This window comes from Mesorhizobium sp. M0088, from assembly GCF_040322895.1.
In the GTDB taxonomy this organism is placed as follows: Bacteria; Pseudomonadota; Alphaproteobacteria; order Rhizobiales; family Rhizobiaceae; genus Mesorhizobium.
In genome coordinates, this window is the sequence record NZ_JAMYUI010000040.1 from 1 (window position 1) to 19,350 (window position 19,350).

The 19,350-nt window shown below is 63.3% G+C and carries 17 protein-coding genes; 9 read left to right on the top strand and 8 right to left on the bottom strand.

Going from position 1 to position 19,350, the window contains the following annotated elements; all coding sequences use genetic code 11:
* Positions 1-149: 149 nt before the first annotated feature.
* Entirely contained in the window at positions 150-1,772 is a 1,623-nt protein-coding gene (locus NKJ67_RS33020) for a DUF2778 domain-containing protein (RefSeq protein ID WP_352585507.1), read from the bottom strand.
* A gap of 436 nt (positions 1,773-2,208) precedes the next feature.
* Positions 2,209-3,474: a hypothetical protein gene (locus NKJ67_RS33025; RefSeq protein WP_352585509.1), complete on the bottom strand. Its 1,266-nt coding sequence runs from the start codon at positions 3,472-3,474 to the stop codon at positions 2,209-2,211.
* A 106-nt stretch (positions 3,475-3,580) separates the two neighbouring features.
* On the opposite strand from NKJ67_RS33025, the gene NKJ67_RS33030 reads away from it, so the two are divergent.
* From NKJ67_RS33030 to NKJ67_RS33055, 6 genes are all read left to right on the top strand, one after another.
* The gene (locus NKJ67_RS33030; RefSeq protein WP_352585511.1) at positions 3,581-4,609 is read left to right on the top strand and encodes a CapA family protein; all 1,029 of its coding nucleotides are present in this window, start codon (positions 3,581-3,583) and stop codon (positions 4,607-4,609) included.
* A gap of 354 nt (positions 4,610-4,963) precedes the next feature.
* A complete protein-coding gene (locus tag NKJ67_RS33035; RefSeq protein ID WP_352585513.1) occupies positions 4,964-5,914 on the top strand; it encodes a hypothetical protein in 951 nt (316 codons plus the stop codon).
* Positions 5,915-6,301: 387 nt separating this feature from the next.
* Positions 6,302-6,544 carry a DUF1344 domain-containing protein gene (locus tag NKJ67_RS33040; protein WP_013530037.1) on the top strand — a complete coding sequence of 81 codons (243 nt, stop codon included), beginning with the start codon at positions 6,302-6,304 and terminating at the stop codon, positions 6,542-6,544.
* Positions 6,545-6,776: 232 nt separating this feature from the next.
* On the top strand, positions 6,777-8,399 hold the full coding sequence (locus NKJ67_RS33045) for an FAD-binding oxidoreductase (RefSeq protein WP_352585515.1): 1,623 nt from the start codon (positions 6,777-6,779) through the stop codon (positions 8,397-8,399).
* Positions 8,400-8,414: 15 nt separating this feature from the next.
* Entirely contained in the window at positions 8,415-9,047 is a 633-nt protein-coding gene (locus NKJ67_RS33050; RefSeq protein ID WP_352585517.1) for a hypothetical protein, read from the top strand.
* 93 nt (positions 9,048-9,140) lie between these two features.
* The gene (locus NKJ67_RS33055) at positions 9,141-9,671 is read left to right on the top strand and encodes a dihydrofolate reductase family protein (protein ID WP_127809552.1); all 531 of its coding nucleotides are present in this window, start codon (positions 9,141-9,143) and stop codon (positions 9,669-9,671) included.
* Positions 9,672-9,699: 28 nt separating this feature from the next.
* Here NKJ67_RS33055 and NKJ67_RS33060 read toward each other — a convergent pair whose 3' ends face one another.
* The 3 genes from NKJ67_RS33060 to NKJ67_RS33070 form a co-directional block, all read right to left on the bottom strand.
* Positions 9,700-10,221: a hypothetical protein gene (locus NKJ67_RS33060; protein WP_352585519.1), complete on the bottom strand. Its 522-nt coding sequence runs from the start codon at positions 10,219-10,221 to the stop codon at positions 9,700-9,702.
* 151 nt (positions 10,222-10,372) lie between these two features.
* Positions 10,373-11,503 carry a hypothetical protein gene (locus NKJ67_RS33065; protein WP_352585521.1) on the bottom strand — a complete coding sequence of 377 codons (1,131 nt, stop codon included), beginning with the start codon at positions 11,501-11,503 and terminating at the stop codon, positions 10,373-10,375.
* A gap of 6 nt (positions 11,504-11,509) precedes the next feature.
* Entirely contained in the window at positions 11,510-11,944 is a 435-nt protein-coding gene (locus NKJ67_RS33070) for a hypothetical protein (protein ID WP_027039352.1), read from the bottom strand.
* Between the two features lie 723 nt (positions 11,945-12,667).
* On the opposite strand from NKJ67_RS33070, the gene NKJ67_RS33075 reads away from it, so the two are divergent.
* The gene (locus NKJ67_RS33075; RefSeq protein ID WP_352585523.1) at positions 12,668-13,606 is read left to right on the top strand and encodes a diacylglycerol/lipid kinase family protein; all 939 of its coding nucleotides are present in this window, start codon (positions 12,668-12,670) and stop codon (positions 13,604-13,606) included.
* A 79-nt stretch (positions 13,607-13,685) separates the two neighbouring features.
* Here the strand turns inward: NKJ67_RS33075 and NKJ67_RS33080 are convergent, their stop codons facing one another.
* The 3 genes from NKJ67_RS33080 to NKJ67_RS33090 are packed head-to-tail and all read right to left on the bottom strand — an operon-like array spanning position 13,686 to position 17,423.
* Positions 13,686-14,582, bottom strand: a complete 897-nt coding sequence (locus tag NKJ67_RS33080; protein WP_352585577.1) for an NAD(P)-dependent oxidoreductase — start codon at positions 14,580-14,582, stop codon at positions 13,686-13,688.
* 16 nt (positions 14,583-14,598) lie between these two features.
* Positions 14,599-15,810: a mandelate racemase/muconate lactonizing enzyme family protein gene (locus tag NKJ67_RS33085; RefSeq protein ID WP_128288183.1), complete on the bottom strand. Its 1,212-nt coding sequence runs from the start codon at positions 15,808-15,810 to the stop codon at positions 14,599-14,601.
* Positions 15,807-17,423 (bottom strand): GMC family oxidoreductase, encoded by a 1,617-nt coding sequence (locus NKJ67_RS33090; protein ID WP_352585525.1) that lies wholly within the window; start codon positions 17,421-17,423, stop codon positions 15,807-15,809. The genes NKJ67_RS33085 and NKJ67_RS33090 overlap by 4 nt, the downstream gene beginning before the upstream one ends.
* 204 nt (positions 17,424-17,627) lie before the next feature.
* Here NKJ67_RS33090 and NKJ67_RS33095 point away from each other — a divergent pair, with 204 nt between their 5' ends.
* Positions 17,628-18,569 carry a phosphoribosylaminoimidazolesuccinocarboxamide synthase gene (locus tag NKJ67_RS33095; protein WP_352585527.1) on the top strand — a complete coding sequence of 314 codons (942 nt, stop codon included), beginning with the start codon at positions 17,628-17,630 and terminating at the stop codon, positions 18,567-18,569.
* Between the two features lie 361 nt (positions 18,570-18,930).
* On the top strand, positions 18,931-19,326 hold the full coding sequence (locus NKJ67_RS33100; protein ID WP_013530049.1) for an acyl-CoA thioesterase: 396 nt from the start codon (positions 18,931-18,933) through the stop codon (positions 19,324-19,326).
* Positions 19,327-19,350: the final 24 nt, after the last annotated feature.

Consider the following 19,350-nt stretch of genomic DNA (forward strand, 5'->3'; position numbering starts at 1 on the left):
CCGATTGTTTCAAAACCCCCCCCCCCAATTGGGTTTTTCCGGGCAAAATTTAAACCCGCGGGGGGGGGAGCGCGGGGCGGGCCCGCCCCGGCCCCGCACCCCCGGCTGCCCGGCCCCGGCGGGAAGGTACGCCCGAAAGCCTCTTGTCGCTACACGCCCCTGGCGGCTGATGCGACCTGCGTAGCCGACCCGTTCAGGCGCGGCACCACGACGAGGCGTTTGATCTTGCCCTTCTTGAAGGCGGCGAGGAAACGCGCATAATCCTTGAAGGCGACGCAGCCGCTCGACTGGGCGTAGCGGCCCCGAAGCAGATACGTATGGGCCAGAAACCCGTCGCGATTGTACTTGTTGCGGCCATCGACCGGCGTCAGGCGCAAGGCCTCCACACCATGAAAGCGCGACTCGCGCAGCGACAGATTGTAGGTGTTGGGCGGTGTCGGTCCGCGGTTCTTCTGGTCGGCATAGCGCGGCTGGTCCGTCATCGCGCCGATGCCAGAATGCGCCTCGAGCCTTGAGCCGTCAGGCATGTAGACGGTGGCGGCGCTGATATCGTAGACGGCGACGCCATTGCCGGCGCCGCTTCTGGATCCCGGCGAGTTGAACAGATTTCTGAACGCCTTGCCAAGGCCGCCCGAAGGCGTGTCCGGCTTGGCGTAGGCCAGCACATCGCCGCCATCGGCCGGCCGGCCTTGCCGCGCCGGTTTTGCCGGCTGGGCCTGCTGGACCGTCTCACGCGCCGGCTTCGATTGCTGGGCGGGCTTGGGCTGCTGAACAGATTTGGGCTGCTGGACGGACTTAGGCTCCTGCTGGACGATTTTGGGCTGCGGCGCGTCAAATTGCGGGCGGCGGGTCGGCAACGGCACGTCGTCGGTCAGCGCGTCCGGCAGCGAGGCGGCATCGCCGGGTTGGTCCTGCTGGGTTTCGACGGGTGACGCCGCGACATCGGCTGACGATTCCTCGATCGGCAGCGGTGAGGCGAACGCCTCGTCGTCGGCCGGCAGCGACTGCACGAGGGCAAGTGCCAACTGCGAATTGTCCGGCGTATCGGATTGGGCAAAGGCCATCGGCTGCGGTGCGGTCTGCACGACCACCGAACCGGTATCCAGCCGGGCGAAACGTTCGGCTGCCGGAACTGGCATGTTATCGGACAGGCTGGCCGTCACCTGGACGGACGGCACTAGCGACGCCTCGGCAATTCGCGGTGCGACGGTGGAGATCACCGGGCGCGTGTTGGCCGTGGCGGCAGGCTTTCCGGCGTCGGCAAAGGCAGCGGCCAGCTTCATCGGCGAAAGCGACGCTTCCATGCGTTCGAAGCGCTCCTGCGCCTTCGACTTTGCAGGGGCAGGCATCGACTTTGCCTGCGCTACAAGGCGTTCGGATTTTTCCGCCTGCGAGCTTACCCTGGCCAGCTTGAAACAGCTGGCACCGCACTGCACCGAATGATCATGCAGGGCCTGAGTGCCGCCATTGGCATTGGCCAGCACGAAGGGTGCTTTCAAGAAGTGCTGTTTCAGCGGATCGGTAAGTGCGAGCGATCCCGGCACGGACAGCGTCTGGGGCAGGCCAACCGAAGTCGCCGACAGCGAGGCGCCGACGGAACTGAGGCCGGCCATGGTGCCGATCAACCAAAGGCCGATGGCAGTGCTGACGCAAGGCAGCGCGACCCAGCGGGCCACCCGACCAGCGTTGAAGGAAGAGGAACGCGGAGCATCGACGAACTCGCCGCCCTCACGCTGTCCCCGGTTTTTTTTATGTGTATTCAACAACGCCATGCAACCAATCTCGCTTCAACCGGTTTCCCCGTACGTGGCCTTGAGAGCCGCGACGACCATTCTGTGAGTGATCCCAGGTGGTCCCCGACGCGTTTGCCGCGTCTGTAGTTGGTTGCCGATTGCTTCAAAATATGGACAAAGTTGGTTAATCAATTCCTCTCAAAACCAACGACGAGATGTGGATTTGGGCCAAATTTGGCTTCGTCCACGGCCAGGAAAGTGGTGTTGTCGCCCTTCCGACCTGGTTTTGCTGCCTGTTTTTGGCGGCCGAGTCAAGCAAAACAGCCGCTGCTAATTTTTGCGAAGCGCCTTCGCGCGGCATCTGCAGTGAGGTGACTGCCAGCAGACATCGCCTGGGAAAGGCGCCTGCTTCCAGTAAAAATGTTGCCGGTCTTGCCAAGATTTCCCCTGCGGAAGGGCCTGAAGCAGCCCGTCCTCAGTTGAACCAGAGCGCAAAGGTCAAAAACCCGCCGCCGCCGAACTGGCGCTGGATCTGGTCGAAATCGTCGCTGGTCACGAGTTCGCCGCTTTCGAGGTAGGGCGCGATGGCCGGGCCGGTGATCGACAGCACCAGATCGAAGTTTTTCGGGTCATCGAAGAAGCGCTTCATGTTGATTCCTAGGCCTGTGCCGGCGGTGACGCGGAAATGCGGCAGCAGCTTGCGGCCTTCCAGGAGATCCTCGGCCATGGTCAGGGCGGCGAGCCAGGCCTGAACCTGCTCCTCGCCGACTTCGAGGCCGGTGAGCGGGTTCTCGCCCTTCTGCTGCGGGCCAGGCAGCCATTCGCGGTCATTGTCGGTCTCGGCGCGGATCGCCTTCCAGTCCTCGCGCGACAGCCGGATCATTTCCAGCAAATGGCGGCGCGCTGCTTGACGGCGCTCCGGCTCGATCACCGGCCAGTTGATGAGATGCACCATCGAGATGAAATCGGCGATGCGCCATTCCGAGGAGAAGATGCTCGAGCCCATGTCGCCGGCCGGCGGCACCAGAATATCCTGCAACGGCAGCTTGGCGCGCGGGAACAGCATGTGGAACGAGCCGTCGAAGGTGCTCCTGAAATCATGCGCAAGCCAGAAATCGGCCTGCGCCATCAGGAACTCGGCATAGCCCTGGAGCCAGTATCCATCGGCGCGGTCGAAACGGAAGGTGAGCGTGGGAACGGCGTCGTCCGATGTAATGCCGCCGCGTGACAACCCGGCAATGATCGCCGCCATGCTCTCGTCCGGCGCGATGGTGCCGTCCTCGTTGAGGTCGATGCCCGCACGGGAGAGATCGATCACCATGCCGATATCGGCATCGGGCGGCACCGACGCAAACGTTGCCGCGGATTTCTCCAGCCGGTCGCGGAAGCCGACCAGGATGGCGCGGAACTGCTCGTAAGTCAGCGGCTCGGGATTGGGATTATCGGGCACCGGCAACCGCATCAGCGGCAGCATGAAGGATTGCGGGCTTTCGAAACCATGACGGTGCAGGCCGGTAGCCAGGATCTCCAGTGCGGTGAAGAACTCGCCCGCCCCGGCCGCATAGGCGGATGCCGGGTCTTTTGGCGCGGCGGTCTCCAGCATAGACAGGGCAGCGTCGCGCGCGGCCACGCTCTTCGCCTCGAACAGTCGGGTGGCCGCTTCGGGCATTGCCGCCGACGCGGAAGACAGCGGCAGGAGCAAAATGAAAGCGGATGTCAGCAGGCCTGCCAGTCGTGTCATCTTTTCCCCCAATATTTGTCGCTCCGCGCAAATATACACCATTTGCAACGCTGCGCTTCAACCCGCCGCGAGGACGGTTTACACAGGGCAAACAATTGGGCATCGCGTGTCGAACTATCCGCTTTCCTACAAGCTGTCCTGGCTGCCGCGTTTCCTCAAGCCATCGCTGGCCGGCGACGCGCAAGACTTTTCGCCCATGGCGGAAACGCTGATCGATTCAGCGCCAAGGCAGACAATGCGGCTGGCGTTCGTCGGCGACATCTCGGCGGTGGCCAATCGCGGTGCGCCGGACTGCGATCCGGCGATCAAGGCGCTGCTCGGCGCGGCCGATCTGGTGATCGGCAATTGCGAAAGCCCTGTGGTGGACAGACCAAGCGCGGCGCTGGGCACAAGGCTCGGCACGCATCATGCGATGAGCGAGTTGTTTCTGGCCGAGGCGCTGGCGGCGGTTGGTATTGCGCGAGAAAAGCTCGTGCTGTCGCTGGCCAACAACCATGTGCTGGATCAGGGCATCGCCGGTTTCGACGAGACAATCGCGGCGCTGCTGCGGCTCGGCATCCGCACGATCGGCCTGGCCGCCGACGGTCCGGTTGTGCCGGTCCAGGTTGGATCGCTCAATGTAGGCTTTGCCGCCTTCACGCTGTGGCGCAACGCCGATGAAAAACTGTTTGCGGGGCGCGTTTCGATGGACAGCGATCCGGCTGGCTGGCCGCGCGATGGTTCCGACCTACTCTGCGCCGTGCCGCATTGGGACTGGGAGTTCCGGCATTTTCCGCGTGCCGAGACGCGAGCTCTGGCCAGGCGGCTGGCCAGGCAGGGCGTCGGACTGATCGCCGGCCATCACGCCCATGTCGTGCAGCCGGTGGAAAGGATCCACAAGACGGTGGTCGCTTATGGGCTCGGCGATTTCCTCGGCACCGCCTTCGCCCGCCAGCCATGGCCCGGTCGCATCGGTTCTATCCTCATTGTCGAAGTCAGTGCCGATGCCGGTACGCGCGGGACGATCGCGTCTTACCGTCTGCATCCCTTCATGCGCCTGCGCGCCGGCGACCGTGAGCGGCTGGTGGTGGTGGAGGCATTGGAGGGCCGAGTGCGTGACAAGGTCGAGGGGCGACTGAAAGCGGTCTTTCCTTAGTGCTGCAAGCGACGAGACGTTGCCTATGGGTCCATGGCTGGCGCATGCATTGTCTTTTGCGGTGCTGGTCGACCCCCACTCCGTCTCGGCTTCGCCGATCCACCTCTCCCCCGATCGACGGGGTAGAGGAAAGGCGCCAAGCTTTTGCCGTCAGCGCTCGTCCAGCAACGCTCCTTTCCTTTCCCTCCGGAGGGGGGAAAGGTGGCGCTGCGAAGCAGCGACGGATTGGGGGAACCACGTGGTAATCAGGCGTGGACATTTGTTGAAGAGGCACTGCAGTCGATACATCGAACAAAACCAGCTATCATGAATTTGTCGAGGCTTGCGGGGGTAGCGGTGGAAACAGCGGATTTCATGCCGAGCGAAACGGTCATCGCCGGCATCCGGAAAGACATAGAGGCCTATGAAGCGGCGAGGGCCTCGGCGGTCCGGCAAGTGCGCTGGCGGGTGCCGGTGTTCGTGGGGCTGGTGCTGGTGGCCGTGGTGCTGGTCGCGTGGCTGTTCAACAAGGTCGCCGACCCCAACGAGCAATGGGTCTCGACGCCGCATGTGTTCCTGTATGTCATCGGCTTCGCGGCTTCGATCCTGCTCTATTTCCAGGCCAGGAAACCGGCGATGCGGCTGCAGCAATCGTTCCGCGAGACGCTGCTGCCGATCATATTCGGCTTCATCGCCGACATGCGCTACCAGCATGGCGTGACGCCGAATTCCTTCGACCGGTTGCCACGCACGGCGGTTGGTCCGTTCAACCGGCAGGCGTTCGACGACATCGTCGCGGGCCGCTACGAAGGGTTTCCGTTCGAGCTGTACGAGGCGCATCTGCGGGAAGGGTCGGGCAAGGGCTCGTCGACCGCCTTCCAGGGCGTCATCGTGGCTTTCGAGACCATCGCGCCGTTCCCTGGCATATTGGTGGCGACGCGGCGGACGAATGCCGTCATCAGTTTCTTTCGCGGCATTTTCGCCAGCAAGCTGCAAGAGTTGTCCAGTGGCGACGTGGCGCTCGATGCCGCCTACGAGTTCCGCACCGACAATCTCGGAGCGGCACAGCCACTGGTGAGCGGCCGGCTGGCGCAGGCACTGAAATGGCTTGGCGAAACCTGGCCGGACGACCCAGCCCGGGTCGCGCTCAACGGCAGCGATGGTTTCCTGCTGCTGCCGCAGACGAAGAACTTCTTCGAACTGCCGGATATTTCGGTGCCGCTCGATTACAGCACGCATGTCGCGCCGATGATATCAGACATGGGCGCGATGCTGGCGACGGCGGCACTTGTGCGCAAGATCGGCGCGAAGGACGAGGCGGGCTGAGCCATCAGCCGTCGAAGCCGTATTTGTCACGCCTATAGTCCACCTCTGACCCATGAAACAAAATTTGTGTCGATGGTCGGTCCGCAGGCTGTTTCGTGATGCCGCCCGGGGTGGATTGCAGCGGCCGCGTGGCGATCCAAAGCCGCCGTCACAATCGCCTAAGCGACTCTTTTCGTGGACAGAAGTGCGCTCATGGGGAGCCGAAGCGGCCTGAAATGCTGTCGGCAGAAAGCAATATGTCGGAATTAAGCCTATGATATTGTTTGCGAAAATTCACCCAACGTGATTTGCGGAGGGAGCGCTTTCCGTTCCAGTTTCAGGCCGTCCGGTGCTGTCGTTTCCCAAGGCGGCGGTCCGGAAAAGTGAAACAGCACGGAGTGCTTACCAATGAAGAAGACCCTCGCAACCACCGCCGCTCTGCTCGCCTTCCTAGGCACCGCCTATGCCGCGACTGTTCAGGGCACCATCCAGGCCGTCGACCCGACGACCAAGTCGATCACCCTCGACGACGGCAAGATCTACCAGCTGTCGCCGGAGGCGACGATCGGGAAACTGAAGGTCGGCGCCAAGGTGGCTGTGACTGTCGATGACAAGACCGGCATCGTGACGTCGATCAAGAAGGCCTCGTAAGGCGAGAACATCGTGCGTCGGCAGACCTGCTGACCGGATTTTACAAACCCTGTTCCACTCATGGCCGGTCCCTCCGGGGATCGGCCATTTTCATCCGTCGGCTCTCGATGCCGGGCGACCTGGATAAGGTCTTCCGGCTGGACCCCAGGGCCGGCCGGCGGAATGCTGTCCGGCGGCATCGCTATGGTTTTTGCCAAAAAGCCGCGCTATCCCTTGGCCAACGGGGGATATCATGGCCGACGAACAAAAAGGGTTTCGCCTGTCGCGGCGATTGCTGCTGGGTGCGGCTGTCGTCGGCGGCGCGGTGCTGTGGGGCGGCAACACGGTGGCGCGGCTGGCGCGCGCGCCTTCGGGGCCGAAGAACGCAGGACGGATAGCCGATATAGACGACTTCGCGCTGCCTCTGAAGCCGCTGGACAATGCGCCGGCCTTCGACGCGTCGCTGCCCTGGTCGGCAAAAGGCGGCGACATCAACGATGCCAGCGGCCTGTCGATGACGCCGGTCTACGGCGTCGTCGAGATCAGCGAGGACGAGCACATCGGCAATGCGCTGGCCTTCGCGCGTGCCAATGGCCTGAAAGTCTCACTGGCCGCCATCCGCCATTCGATGGGCGGGCATGCCTTCGACGACAACGCGCTGGTGCTCGACCTCAGAAGGTTCAACAAAGTCACCGTCGATGCGGCGGCCAAAACCATGACCTTGCAGCCGGGCGCGCGCTGGCACGACATCCAGAACCTTCTGCATCCGCGCTTAGCGGTGAAGGCGATGCAGTCGACCGACATCTTCTCGGTCGGCGGCTCACTGTCGGTCAATGCGCACGGAATGGACCACCAGGCAGGCTCGGTGGCGGGCTCGATCCGCTCGATGCGAGTGATGCTGGCTGACGGCTCGGTGACCACCTGCTCGCCGACCGAGAACACCGATCTGTTCCGGCACGTCGTGGGCGGCTACGGCCTGTTCGGCGTGGTGCTGGAGGCGACGCTCGATGTCGTCGACAACGCCGTCTACCGGACCTCGCGCGAAATCATCAGATCGGACGATTTTCCGAAATTCTTCGCCGAGGTGCTGGAGCCGAACAAGGATATCGGCCTGTTCTACGGCCATCTGTCGACGGCGCCCGGCAATTTCCTGGAGGACATGATCGTCTACCGTTACGACAAGGTGGCGGAGCAGCCGCCGGCGGATCAGCCTGAGATCGGCGAGCCGGGTTCAGTCGGGTTGAAGCGGGTGATCATCAACCTGGCGAAATGGGGCAGCCTGTTCCAGGAGTTGAAGTGGTTCACCGAAAAGACCCTGGAGCCGAAATTCGAAAGCTGCACGGTGGCGCGCACCTCAGCCATGGCCGAGGGCGAGGCTTGTCTCGTCACCCGCAACAACCCGATGCACGATTCGGTCCCCTATCTCTTCAACGATCAGATGGAAGAAACCGACATCCTGCACGAATATTTTATTCCACGTGCCGCCTATGTCGAATTCATCGCGGAAGCGCGCGAGATCCTGCGCAACCAGACGCTGCCGGTGCTCAATGCTTCGGTGCGCATCGTCCACAAGGAGGATGTGGCGCTGACCTACGCGCCGGAGCCGGCCTATTCGCTGGTGCTCTACATCAACCAGCCGACCGATGCCGACGGCAATGCCAGGATGCGGGCGCTGACGCGGGCGCTGATCGACGTGACGATCAAGCATGGCGGGCGCTTCTTCCTGCCTTACCAGCTGCATTACACGGCCAGGGAATTGCTGGCCTCCTATCCCGAACTGCCGGCCTTCCTGGCGGCGAAGCGGCAGTATGACCCGACGGAACTGTTTTCCTCGACCTTCTACCGTGCCATCAAGGCGCTGAGCGGGGTGGCGTAGACTTTAGGAGACTTCATGCGCAAGGTATCAGCCGCGGCACTCGTCCTCATCGCGCTGTGCGCTGGCCCTGCCGGAGCCGAGGATCTCAAGGCCTTCAAGCTGACTATCGACGGTGTGACGGTCGATATCGATCCCGGCGAGAGCGCAGACGTGACCCTGCCTGGCGGCAAGCGGAGCAAGGTGACGCTCGAACGCAACGACTTCGTCACCTTTTCCGGCAGTGTTTTCTCCTTCGTTCATCCCAGCAACATTTCGGTGACCAAGACCGACCTCGGCGATGATATCACGCAGTATCTGATGGCGTCGGCTCTCGGCACGATCGTCGTGGTGCAGGAATATGGCGCGATGAATCCGGTGTCGCTCAACCAGCTGATGCTGCAGGAGATGACCAAGGAATCGGTGCAGGCCGGCGCCACGCTGACGCAGGAGCCGACCACGCGCAAACTCGCCGACGGCAAGGAATTGACCGGCATCCACGCCGAGGTGAAGACACGCACCGACACCGCCGATTTCGAGATCGTCGGAGTCGGTCTTGCCGATCGGGGGCTGCTGTTCATCACCCGCATTGCCGGTGAGGATGCAGCGACCGAAAAGCCGCTGGTCGACAAGTTCTGGCAGAGCCTGAAAGTCAAGTTGCAGCGGGACTAGGGTCGTGTCCCGGTTTGAATTTCGGTTGGGATCCACTTTTGCGTAACGGCGGCTCAAGTTATTCTAACGATCCGGATGTGGAGATCCTGCAGCATGGCGAAGCTCATTTTCAGAATGAACCAGTCCCTCGACGGTTACGTCGACCACCAGAAGATGCCGTCAGGCCCGACAATCTTTCGTCACTGGATGGAGCAAGTGCGCAATTTGAGCGGCAGTGTTTACGGTCGCGGCATGTACGAGGTCATGCGCTATTGGGACGAAGACCATCCTGAGTGGAGCGCGGAGGCGCACGAATTCGCGGCGGCGTGGCGGAACCAACCGAAATGGGTTGTGTCGCGCTCGCTGAAGTCGGTCGGCCCCAACGCCACACTTGTCGCGGACGACGTCGAGGCGGTGATAGGTGGGCTTAAGGCTGAGCTCGTCGGGGAGATTTCAGTTTCCGGACCGGACCTGGCACGAAGCCTGACCGACCTTGGTCTTATCGATGCGTACCAACTCTATTTCCACCCGTTCGTGCTTGGTCAGGGCAAGCCATTCTTCGCCGGCCCCCGGCCACCGCTTCGCTTCGTGGCCAGCGATCTGATAGGCGACGACGTGATCAGGTTGACCTATGTGCCTGCCTGATCACGCGGTCGTCAAAACGCCGGCGGGCCTAAAGCCCTTTCGGCATCAATCCGGCCAGCCAGTTCACGGAGCGTTTCGCGGCGTCGGCGGTTGCCGAGGCGGCGCGGCCGAGATCGGTCTTGACCACGGCGTAGCCGTTCTTGGTGCGATAGAGCACACCGGTTCCGCCATCGACCACCTGTTCATAGGCGACGGGCCGGGCGGCATCGGCTTCCATGGCCGTCGTCGGCGAACCGACCGAGACGCTCGGCCGGTGGCTCAATTCAGGCGGCAATGGGCTTTCGGTCCTGGCAACCCGGCTGGCGGGCTTCAGTTCCGGGCGCGATGCGGTCGCGGCCAGTTGCGAGGAGGACGACGAACCCTTCGTGCGGCAGATGCCGGAGACGAGCGGATAATTGAAATTGCGCTCGTGCAGCATCTGGCTTTTCATCGCCGCTTCGCACTCGGCGACGGTCGACCATTTGGCCGGCGTCTCGCCGATATATTCGCAAAGCTTGGCGTCGCAGTCGCAGCCGACAATGGTCATGGCGACAAGGGCGGTCTTGATCACGGTCTTGTCCCTTCGAGATGCCCCCCGGGCAGCCCTTCCATTTCTTCCCATTCCTTCGCGCGCGAACAAGGCGGGATTTGGCCGCGATTGTGGAATGGGCATGGCGGAGCGCAGGAAATGCATGATCCTGGCCGGGCGTGGCCGAAAGGCCTCAGTAGTCGTAGACGTGTTCAAGCCTGACGCCGGCCTTGATCAGCGCCGGCAGCACGAGATGCAGCTTGCGCACGGCGACGATCATACCGGTGCGGCGCATCGCCGGGTCGGCCGGCAGCGGATAGCTGAACAGGATGCGCATGCCTTCGGGGATGGCGATCGTATCGGTGGAGAGCACGGTGACCATGATCTCGTCATTGCCGCCGATCTCGACGAAGGAGACGCCCTTGTCGATCAGGCGCGGGATCATTTCGGTGAAGACCTGATAGCGCCTGGTGACGAAGATGGTGCCGTCAGCGCCCATGTCGCGTTCGAGCAAGGTGTCGGGCTCGTTGCGCGTGGCTTCGCCGACGGGTCCCTTGGCCCAGACATGGATGTCGAGCAAGGCAGGGTCCATCGTGGCGGCGAGCGCCTGCTTGATCAGGTCGGCATAGCCCTGCTTGATGGTGTCGGCGAGGCCGAAGGCCAGCTTGCGTTCGCTGGTGCGGATTGAGCTGTCGCCCGGCGCCGGCTGCACGGCAAACAGGCCGGCGCGCTTGTCGGCATAGGGGAACTGATACCACGGCACCTGGTCGAGGAAAGCGGCATAGTCCGCCGCCACCTTGGCTTGATAGATGTCGGCGGCGGTGCGCTTGGCCGTCGTCGCCTCGGTGATGCGGCCGACCGTGTTCTCATAGGCCCACTGCAGGATATGCTCGATCGAGTGGCTGGTGCCGATGATGACCAGCATCTGATGGTTGGCGTAATTGAACTTGTAGGGAGCGCTGGCGCGGATCACCATGGCGTAGTCCTGCCAGAAGCGGCCGACATAGGACCAGTAGGGGAAGCCGCTCGGCTGATCCTTGTCGACGAAGCCGGCATATTCGCGCGCGGCGTAGACGATCGCCCATTCCGGATAGGTGAGGAAGGTCGATTCCTCCGGCCGCTGGTAGCCGAAGATCTCGGCGCGGACCTTGTCGGCCAGCGCCTTGGGCGGTGCGCCATCGGCAATTCCGGGCAGCGGCGTCTTGTCGAGCGAGGACGTCGTCAGAAAGCCGTAGCTCAGCCCGGCGATCGGGATGAGGATGACGATGACGATCACCCACAGGATCGTCTTGATGATGCGCTTCAGCCAGCGGAACAGGAACATGGCCGATCAGGCCGTGGCGAAGTGTTCGTGTATGCGCCTGGCCAGCCGGAAGCCGACATAGACGGCGAAGCCGCCAATGACGAGGTGCGGCAGGTTGGCGAAGAAGCGGGCCGGGAATTCGATATCGTTGAGGGAGCGGAAGCCGTTGATGAAGATACCGGCATCGAGGCAGCCGGAACCGGTGACCAGACCGAGCACGCCGTCGAACAGGTAGACCGAACCGAACAGCTTGAAATAGAACACCGCCTGGCGGTGCGAGATGAAGGCGGCGGCCAGTGCCCAGACGCCGGAGAAGGCGTGCAGCAGGTCGTCATACCATTGCAGCGAGAACAGGCCGAACAGATTGCCGTTGGCATCGTTGAACGCCGGTATGTAGCCTATGGCGACGACGCCGAAGAACAGGAAAGCATAGGCGACGGCAAGCTTCTGGATCAGCGTCATGAAGTATCCCCCTTCTACGAGTCCGCTTTGCAACAGACTCTGACGACGCAGCGATACTAACCGATTTTAGCGCGTGGAGAAGCGGCGCTCGCAAGATCGCCGCCAAAGGGCATCGGGGGGCCAAAAAGACAGTCGGCGCCGGGATTTCTCCCAGCGCCTCCCTGTCAGATCAGGACGCGGTCGCGGCAGCAACTTCCGTAAAGTCGTCGCGCCTTGCCGGCCTTGATTTTGACGGTCCTGCCAGTCCGCCGCCCGAGAGCAGCGTCCGTTCGGGACCACGCCGGTCTCCACCCTTGCGGGCTTTGCCCTGCGCACCATCGAAGGTTTTTGCCGTCCTTCATGGCAGCATCGGTCCGCCGTAGGCGTTGGCACGCTTTCCGCGGCCCCGTAGGTCTCGGCTCCGTCCCTCGAAACAGGCAAGCCTGCTCTCGCTTCGGGCCGTACGGGCCTCAGGAAATCCGCCTTTCACTTCGCCTTTCGGCTTGATGATCGGTAGCCGCCTGAGATGGGTTTAATGTACGCCGGGTAAGGGACCTGGGGAATGGCCGCTGGCCTGTGGATAGCGGGATTATCGGGGATCAACCTGGGACAGCGAGATTTTCCTGTCCGCCACGATGGGCGTCATCGGCGGACATTCGGCCTTGCTCTGCGGGCGGGTGCGGTCTTCAATGCCGGCAAAGGATTCGAGGCGCCGAGCGCCTCGAATCCTTGCGGGAGGGTTGCTTGAAAGTTGGAGTGGTTCTCAACCCGATTGCCGGTGGGGGCCGGCTGAAACGGCATTGGCCTGATGTCGCCGTGTCGCTGAGAAAGCATTTTGGCGAATTCGAGCTGCGCGAAACGCAGGCGGAAGGTGACGCCGAAAGGCTGGCAATCGATCTCGCGATGATTGGCTTCGACCTGGTGATCGCGGCCGGCGGCGACGGCACCGCCAGCGAAGTGGCCGACGGGCTGCTGCAAGCGGCCAGGGAAAGCGGCCGGACCACCGAGCTTGGGCTCTTGCCATGCGGCACCGGCATCGATTTCGCGCGTGGGCTAGGGCTGCCGAAAAAGGTCGATGCCGTGCTGAAGCGGATCGCCGAAGCCACGCCCCGCAAGGTCGATGCCGGACGCATCTGCTACGTCGACGATCACGGCGCGCTGGCCAGCCGGCATTTCATCAACATCGCCAGCCTGGGGCTTTCCGGCGCCACTGACCGCGCCGTCAATGCCGACAAGCGCAAGGGCAGGATGTCGGCCAAGGCGCTGTTCCTGTGGCGCACCGTGGTCGAGTTCATCCGCTACCGCTTCCAGGAGGTCAGCATCACGGTCGACGACGGCGTCCCCGTCGAAGCGCGCATGGCGCTGGTGGCGGTGGCAAATGGAAAGTTCTTCGGCGGCGGCATGATGGTCGCGCCGGATGCGGAACTGACCGACGGGCAGTTCGACATCGTCATCCTGCGCGCGGCCGGCAAGCTGAAGCTGATCTGGGACATCCGGCTGCTCTATGGCGGCCGGCATCGCAATCATCCTGCGATCACCATCCTGCGCGGCAGGAAAGTCGTGGTCGAACCGCTCGGCGATGCGTCAGAGAATGGCGCGCTGGTCGACATAGACGGCGAGTCGCCGGGACGCATACCCGCGACCTTCGAGATCCTGCCCGGTGCATTGACGCTCAGATACTGAATCAAGCCGTTGACAGATTGATTCAGATGGATCCGCCGATCCAGCCAACGCTCTGAAATCGTTTGATATCCAGCCGGCGTCAGAGTTCGAGCTTGGCCGGGAAACCAGGTGCGCGCAGGTCGGTGCCGACGGCATCTTCCAACAGTTTGACGATCTGCGTCGACCAGGCGCCGCCGCCATAGGCGGCCTTGCCTTGCTGAAAAATGGCGTTGACGCGCGATGCCAGCTCAAGCGGCACGCCGGACTGCTCGCCCATGGCGAGCGCGAAGCCGAGGTCCTTCAGCGCCAGGTCCATGGTGAAGCCGATGTCGTAGGAGCCGTTGAGGATGAGCTGGCTTTCGGTCTCATGGACGAAGCTGTTGCCTGAGGAGGCTGATATGGCGTGGTAGGATTGGGCGAGGTCAAGCCCGCCCTTTTTGGCCAGCATCAGCGCTTCGCCGGCGGCAACGAGATGGATGAAGGCGAGCATGTTGGTGATCACCTTGATCACCGCCGCCGAGCCGACCGGACCCATCAGGAACGACTTCGCGCACATCGCCTCGATGGCCGGTCGATGACGCTCGTAGAGCGCAGGATCGCCGCCGACCAGCGCCGTGATCTTTCCGGCCGCCGCCAGATGCACGCCACCGGTGACCGGGCATTCCAGCGTCTCGACGCCCCTGGCCGAGGCGAGGGCAGCGAGGCGGGTAATTTCGTCGCGGCCGTTGGTCGACATCTCGATCCAGGTGCCGCCTGCGGGCAGGCCCTCCAGCAGACCATCGGCGCCCGCCAGCACGGCTTCGCTCACCTTCGGAGAGGGCAGGCAGGAGATTGCGTTGCCGGCCCGTGCGGCGGCCTCGGCCGGGCTGCTCGCTGCGGTGCTGCCGAGCGCCACCAGGCGCTCGACGGCGGCGGGATCACGGTCGAAGACCGTGACGGCAAAGCCGTTGCGGACCAGGCTGGCGGCAAGGTTGCCGCCGAGATGGCCAAGGCCGATGAAGGCGTAGCTTCGCTCACGGCATCAGCGGCGTCTGCATCATCTGCAGATGCAGGTCCTTGCCCGTGTAAGGGTGTGCTTCGCAGACCGCCTCGTTGAGCTCGACGCCGAGGCCGGGCTCCTTTGAGGGGATGATTTTGCCGTCCTGCCACTCGATCTTTTTCTTCAGCAGCGTGGCGTGGAAACCGTCCCACTGCTTCAGCGATTCGAGGATGAGGAAGTTGGGCAGCGTCACCGCCAGTTGGATGTTGGCCGCACCGACGATCGGTCCGCAATAGCAATGCGGTGCGATCTGGATGTGGTAGGCCTCGGCCATCGCCGCGATCTTCTTGGTCTCGAGGATGCCGCCGGAGCGGCCGAGGTCCGGCTGCAGGATGGTCGCGGCGCGGTTCTCGATGACGCGGGCGAACTCGAACTTGGTCGTCAGCCGCTCGCCGGTGGCGATCGGGATCGAGGTCGCGCGGGCCACTTGGGCCATGACCTCAGGCATATCAGGTGGCACCGGCTCCTCGAACCACAAGGGATCGTAGGGTTCGATGGCGCGCGCCATGCGCAGCGCGCCGGACGCTGTGAACTGGCCGTGCGTGCCGAACAGGATGTCGGCGCGGGTGCCGACCGCCTCGCGGATCGCCTTGATCATGCGGGTGGACAGGTCGATATCGACGAGGCGCGGCTGATGACCGTCGAAGGCGGTGTAGGGGCCGGCGGGGTCGAGCTTGACGGCATTGAAACCCTGCTCGACATATTCGAGCGCACAGGCAGCGGCGAGATCTGGATCGTTGTAGACGTTCTTGCCGTGCGCATCCTCGGAATGGACGCTGCCGCTGTGCGGATAGAGATAGGTGTAGGAACGCAGCGTTTCGTGCACCTGGCCGCCGAGCAGTTTATAGACCGGCTTGTCGGCTTCCTTGCCGATGATGTCCCAGCAGGCCATTTCCAGCGCCGAGAAGCAGCCCATGCCGGACACATCGGGGCGCTGGGTGAAGCCGGAGGAATAGGCGCGGCGGAAGAAATTCTCGATGTCGTGCGGGTCGCGGCCGATGAGATAGCGCTCGGCCATGTCCTCGACCATGCGGGCGGTAACATGGGCCGAGAAGGTGGCGTTGTAGGCCTCGCCATAGCCGACGACGCCGCCGTCGGTGGTCAGCTTGACGAAAATGAAATACTTGCCGCCGATGCCGGGCGGCGGATTGCCGACAACCCAGGTCTTGACGTCGGTGATCTTCATTCTTGGTCCTCCAGAACCAGTTCGGCGCCCTTCCAACCGGTCATGATCGAGGCGGCGTTGGTGTTGCCGGTGATGTTGTCGGGAAAGATCGAGGCATCGATGACGCGCAAACCTTCCAGACCATGCACCTTGAGGCGCGGGTCGACGACGGCGCGCGCGGGATCCGGCCCCATGCGGCAGGTCGAGACCGGATGATAGACGGTGCCCGAGCGCTTCCGGAAATCCTGGACCAGATCGGCATCGGAGGTGATCGAGGGACCGGGCAGGACCTCTTCCTCGATGATCTCGGCCATGGCGGGCATCGAGGCGATCTTGCGCACGAATTTCACCGCTGCCAGCATCTCCTCGACATCGGCATTGGTGGAGTAGGCATTGGCCGTTATCCTGGGGTAGTCGCGCGGATTGGCCGAGCGGATCATGATCTCGCCACGGCTCGACGGGCGGCAATTGGACAGGCCGATGGAAAAGCCCGGCCATGGGTCGGGCGTCAGGATGGGGCGCTCGCCGCTCTTGGGAATGACGGTCGAGAAGGCCTGGAAATAGAGCTGCATGTTGGGCCGCGTCGCCGCAGGGTCGGTGCGAAAGAAGCCGCCGGCATTGTTCATCGACAGCGACAGCGGGCCGGAGCGGGTCAGGATGTACTGCATGCCGACCAGCAGCTTGCCCCACCAGGGACGCAGCGTCTGGTTGAGCGTCGGCAGCTTGCCCTTGAAGGTGTAGTTGATGCCGACATGGTCCTGCAGATGCGCGCCGACATTCCCGTTGCCGTGGACGATCGGGATGCCCAGGCCCTTCAGTAGCGCGGAAGGGCCGACGCCGGACAGCTGCAGCAATTGCGGCGAGTTGACCGAACCGCCCGACAGGATGATTTCGCGGCCCGCACGCGCCGTCTTCATCTCGCCGTTCTGCTGGTATTCGACGCCGACGGCACGCTTGCCCTCGAACAGGATTTTTGTCGCCAGCGCCTTCATCTCGACGCGGACATTCCCGCGCTTCATCGCCGGGCGCAGGAAAGCGCGCGCCGCCGACATGCGGCGGCCATTGCGGGTCGAGATCTGGTAAATGCCGACGCCCTCCTGGGCGGCGCCGTTGAAATCCGGGTTGAGCGGCAGGCCGGCCTGCTGGCCGGCGGCGAGATAGCGCCTGGTCAGCGGGTGGACGGCGTTAGAACAGTCTGTGACATGCAGCGGGCCGCCGACACCGCGCCATCGGTCGGCGCCGGCCTGGTTGTCCTCGAGCGCCTTGAAGGTGGGCAGCAGATCGTCATAGCCCCAGCCGGGATTGCCGGCGGCTGCCCAGGCATCGAAATCCTCGCGCGCGCCCCTGATCCAGACCATGGCGTTGATCGAGCTCGAACCGCCGAGCAGCTTGCCGCGCGGCCAGTGATCGGCATTGCCGGCGAGGCCCGGGTCCGGCTCGGCCTTGTAGTTCCAGTTGACGTCGGGATCGAAGAAGGTCTTGCCGTAGCCGAGCGGCATCTGCACGTAGAAGCGGCGGTCGGTGCCGCCGGCCTCCAGCACCAGCACCGAGAAGCGTCCCGAGGCCGAGAGTTTTTCGGCCAGGACCGAGCCGGCCGAGCCGGAGCCGACGATGATGAAATCATAGGTCTGCATGATGATGCGGGCGGCTCCGGAGAATTGGCTGCAGCCTAGACGCGGCGGCGCTCCCAAGTCGCCGCGCCATCCGGCATCAGTTGTGAAAAAAGCGACCGCCGAACTGGCCGGGTTTGCGGGGATACCCGACAATCGCGCTTGATATGCACCGGGGCGACAGCTTATGCGATGGGATCGGCCACCTTGCGGAAGGCAGGAAATCATATGCGGACCCTCCCTGACGCGTTCATCCCCGAACTGCCGGGCCACTACAGCGGCAAGGTCCGCGAGAACTACGACTTGGCGGATGGCAGGCGCATTATCATCGCCACCGACCGGCTCAGTGCCTTCGACACCATCCTGACGTCGATCCCCTACAAGGGCGAGATCCTGACCCAGACGGCGCGCTACTGGTTCGAGGAAACCGCCGACATCTGCCCGAACCATGTTCTCGAATATCCCGACCCGAACGTCGTCGTCGGCACAAGGCTCGACATCCTGCCGGTCGAGATTGTCGTGCGCGGCTATCTGGCGGGCACCACCAGCACCTCGATTCTGACCCGCTACAAGCGCGGTGACCGCGACATGTACGGCATCCGCCTGCCGGATGGCCTGCGCGACAATGAAAGACTGGCGGAGCCGATCATCACGCCGACCAGCAAGGCCGCGCATGGCGGCCATGACGAACCGCTGTCCAAAGCGGAGATTCTCGAGCAGGGCCTGCTTACGCCAGCGCAGTGGGACACCGTGTCGGACTACGCCTTGCGGCTGTTCGGCCGCGGCCAGCAGCGCGCCGCGGAACGCGGCCTGATCCTGGCCGACACGAAGTACGAATTCGGCACCGACAAGGATGGGACCATCATTCTTGCCGATGAAATCCACACCCCGGACAGCAGCCGGTATTGGATCGCATCGAGTTACGAACAGGCGCTCGCCAGCGGCAGCCGGCCGGAGAGTTTCGACAAGGATTTCATCCGCTCGTGGGTCTCGGCGCGGTGCGATCCCTATAGCGACCCGATTCCAGAGATACCCGACGAGATCGTCGAACAGGCTTCCGGGGTCTACGCGCAGGCCTATGAGGCGATCACCGGCAAGGAATTTTCTCCGGACCTTTCCGGGGATAGCGTGCTCGATCGCATTCGCTCGAACCTCAGGCGCTATTTCTAGCCGGGGTGATGCGAACTGCCGTCTTCCCCATGCCATGCCCAGGGGTCTACGAACTCGGGTTAACGGAGCCTTTCGCCGGCGCGTCGGCTGACGGGTGCATCAAACGAAAAACCCGCCTGTGCGGGCGGGTCACTGGCGCAAATCAGCACCATAGGCAAAAATGTACCATAGCTGAGGGCACCCAGTCAAGAAAAAATTCCTATCGTGAAAAAGCTGCCCGGCAAAAAGGCTGCCGACACCGCGCCCTGGCTGTCGTCATGTCTTTTGCCAGTTGGTGCCTGTGGCCATGGCGTGGCGCGTTGACCTTCGGGCGCCGTGACGATACGGGATCGAGGGCAGCCGGTCTCGAAGGATTTCTCGCATGGTGCACTACGCTGAAGGACGGCCGCTTGGCGATCTGACGCTGCGCACCCTGGCCATGCCTTCGGATGCCAATGCGGCGGGCGACATTTTCGGCGGCTGGGTGATGGCGCAGATGGACCTGGCCTGCGGCATCCGCGCCGCCGAGCGCGCCAAGGGCCGCGTGGTGACGGCGGCGGTCAAGGAAATGTCCTTCGCCAAGCCGATGAAGATCGGCGACACGCTGTGCATCTACACCCATGTCGAGCGCGTCGGCCGCACCTCGATGACGCTCAAGGTCGAAGCCTGGGCGCAGCGCTACCTCTCCGACCTGATGGAAAAGGTCACCCATGCCGATTTCGTCATGGTGGCGCTGGATGGCGAAGGCAAGCCGAAAGCGGTTCCCGCCGAAGGCTGACGAAAGCCGTCTTCTCCCACGCAT

Bases quoted from the DNA above. Each gene is read 5' to 3' on its own strand.
- NKJ67_RS33020 (WP_352585507.1), bottom strand. From the start codon at position 1,772: ATGGCGTTGTTGAATACACATAAAAAAAACCGGGGACAGCGTGAGGGC.
- NKJ67_RS33025 (WP_352585509.1), bottom strand. From the start codon at position 3,474: ATGACACGACTGGCAGGCCTGCTGACATCCGCTTTCATTTTGCTCCTG.
- NKJ67_RS33035 (WP_352585513.1), top strand. From the start codon at position 4,964: ATGCCGAGCGAAACGGTCATCGCCGGCATCCGGAAAGACATAGAGGCC.
- NKJ67_RS33040 (WP_013530037.1), top strand. From the start codon at position 6,302: ATGAAGAAGACCCTCGCAACCACCGCCGCTCTGCTCGCCTTCCTAGGC.
- NKJ67_RS33045 (WP_352585515.1), top strand. From the start codon at position 6,777: ATGGCCGACGAACAAAAAGGGTTTCGCCTGTCGCGGCGATTGCTGCTG.
- NKJ67_RS33050 (WP_352585517.1), top strand. From the start codon at position 8,415: ATGCGCAAGGTATCAGCCGCGGCACTCGTCCTCATCGCGCTGTGCGCT.
- NKJ67_RS33055 (WP_127809552.1), top strand. From the start codon at position 9,141: ATGGCGAAGCTCATTTTCAGAATGAACCAGTCCCTCGACGGTTACGTC.
- NKJ67_RS33065 (WP_352585521.1), bottom strand. From the start codon at position 11,503: ATGTTCCTGTTCCGCTGGCTGAAGCGCATCATCAAGACGATCCTGTGG.
- NKJ67_RS33070 (WP_027039352.1), bottom strand. From the start codon at position 11,944: ATGACGCTGATCCAGAAGCTTGCCGTCGCCTATGCTTTCCTGTTCTTC.
- NKJ67_RS33085 (WP_128288183.1), bottom strand. From the start codon at position 15,810: ATGAAGATCACCGACGTCAAGACCTGGGTTGTCGGCAATCCGCCGCCC.
- NKJ67_RS33090 (WP_352585525.1), bottom strand. From the start codon at position 17,423: ATGCAGACCTATGATTTCATCATCGTCGGCTCCGGCTCGGCCGGCTCG.
- NKJ67_RS33095 (WP_352585527.1), top strand. From the start codon at position 17,628: ATGCGGACCCTCCCTGACGCGTTCATCCCCGAACTGCCGGGCCACTAC.
- NKJ67_RS33100 (WP_013530049.1), top strand. From the start codon at position 18,931: ATGGTGCACTACGCTGAAGGACGGCCGCTTGGCGATCTGACGCTGCGC.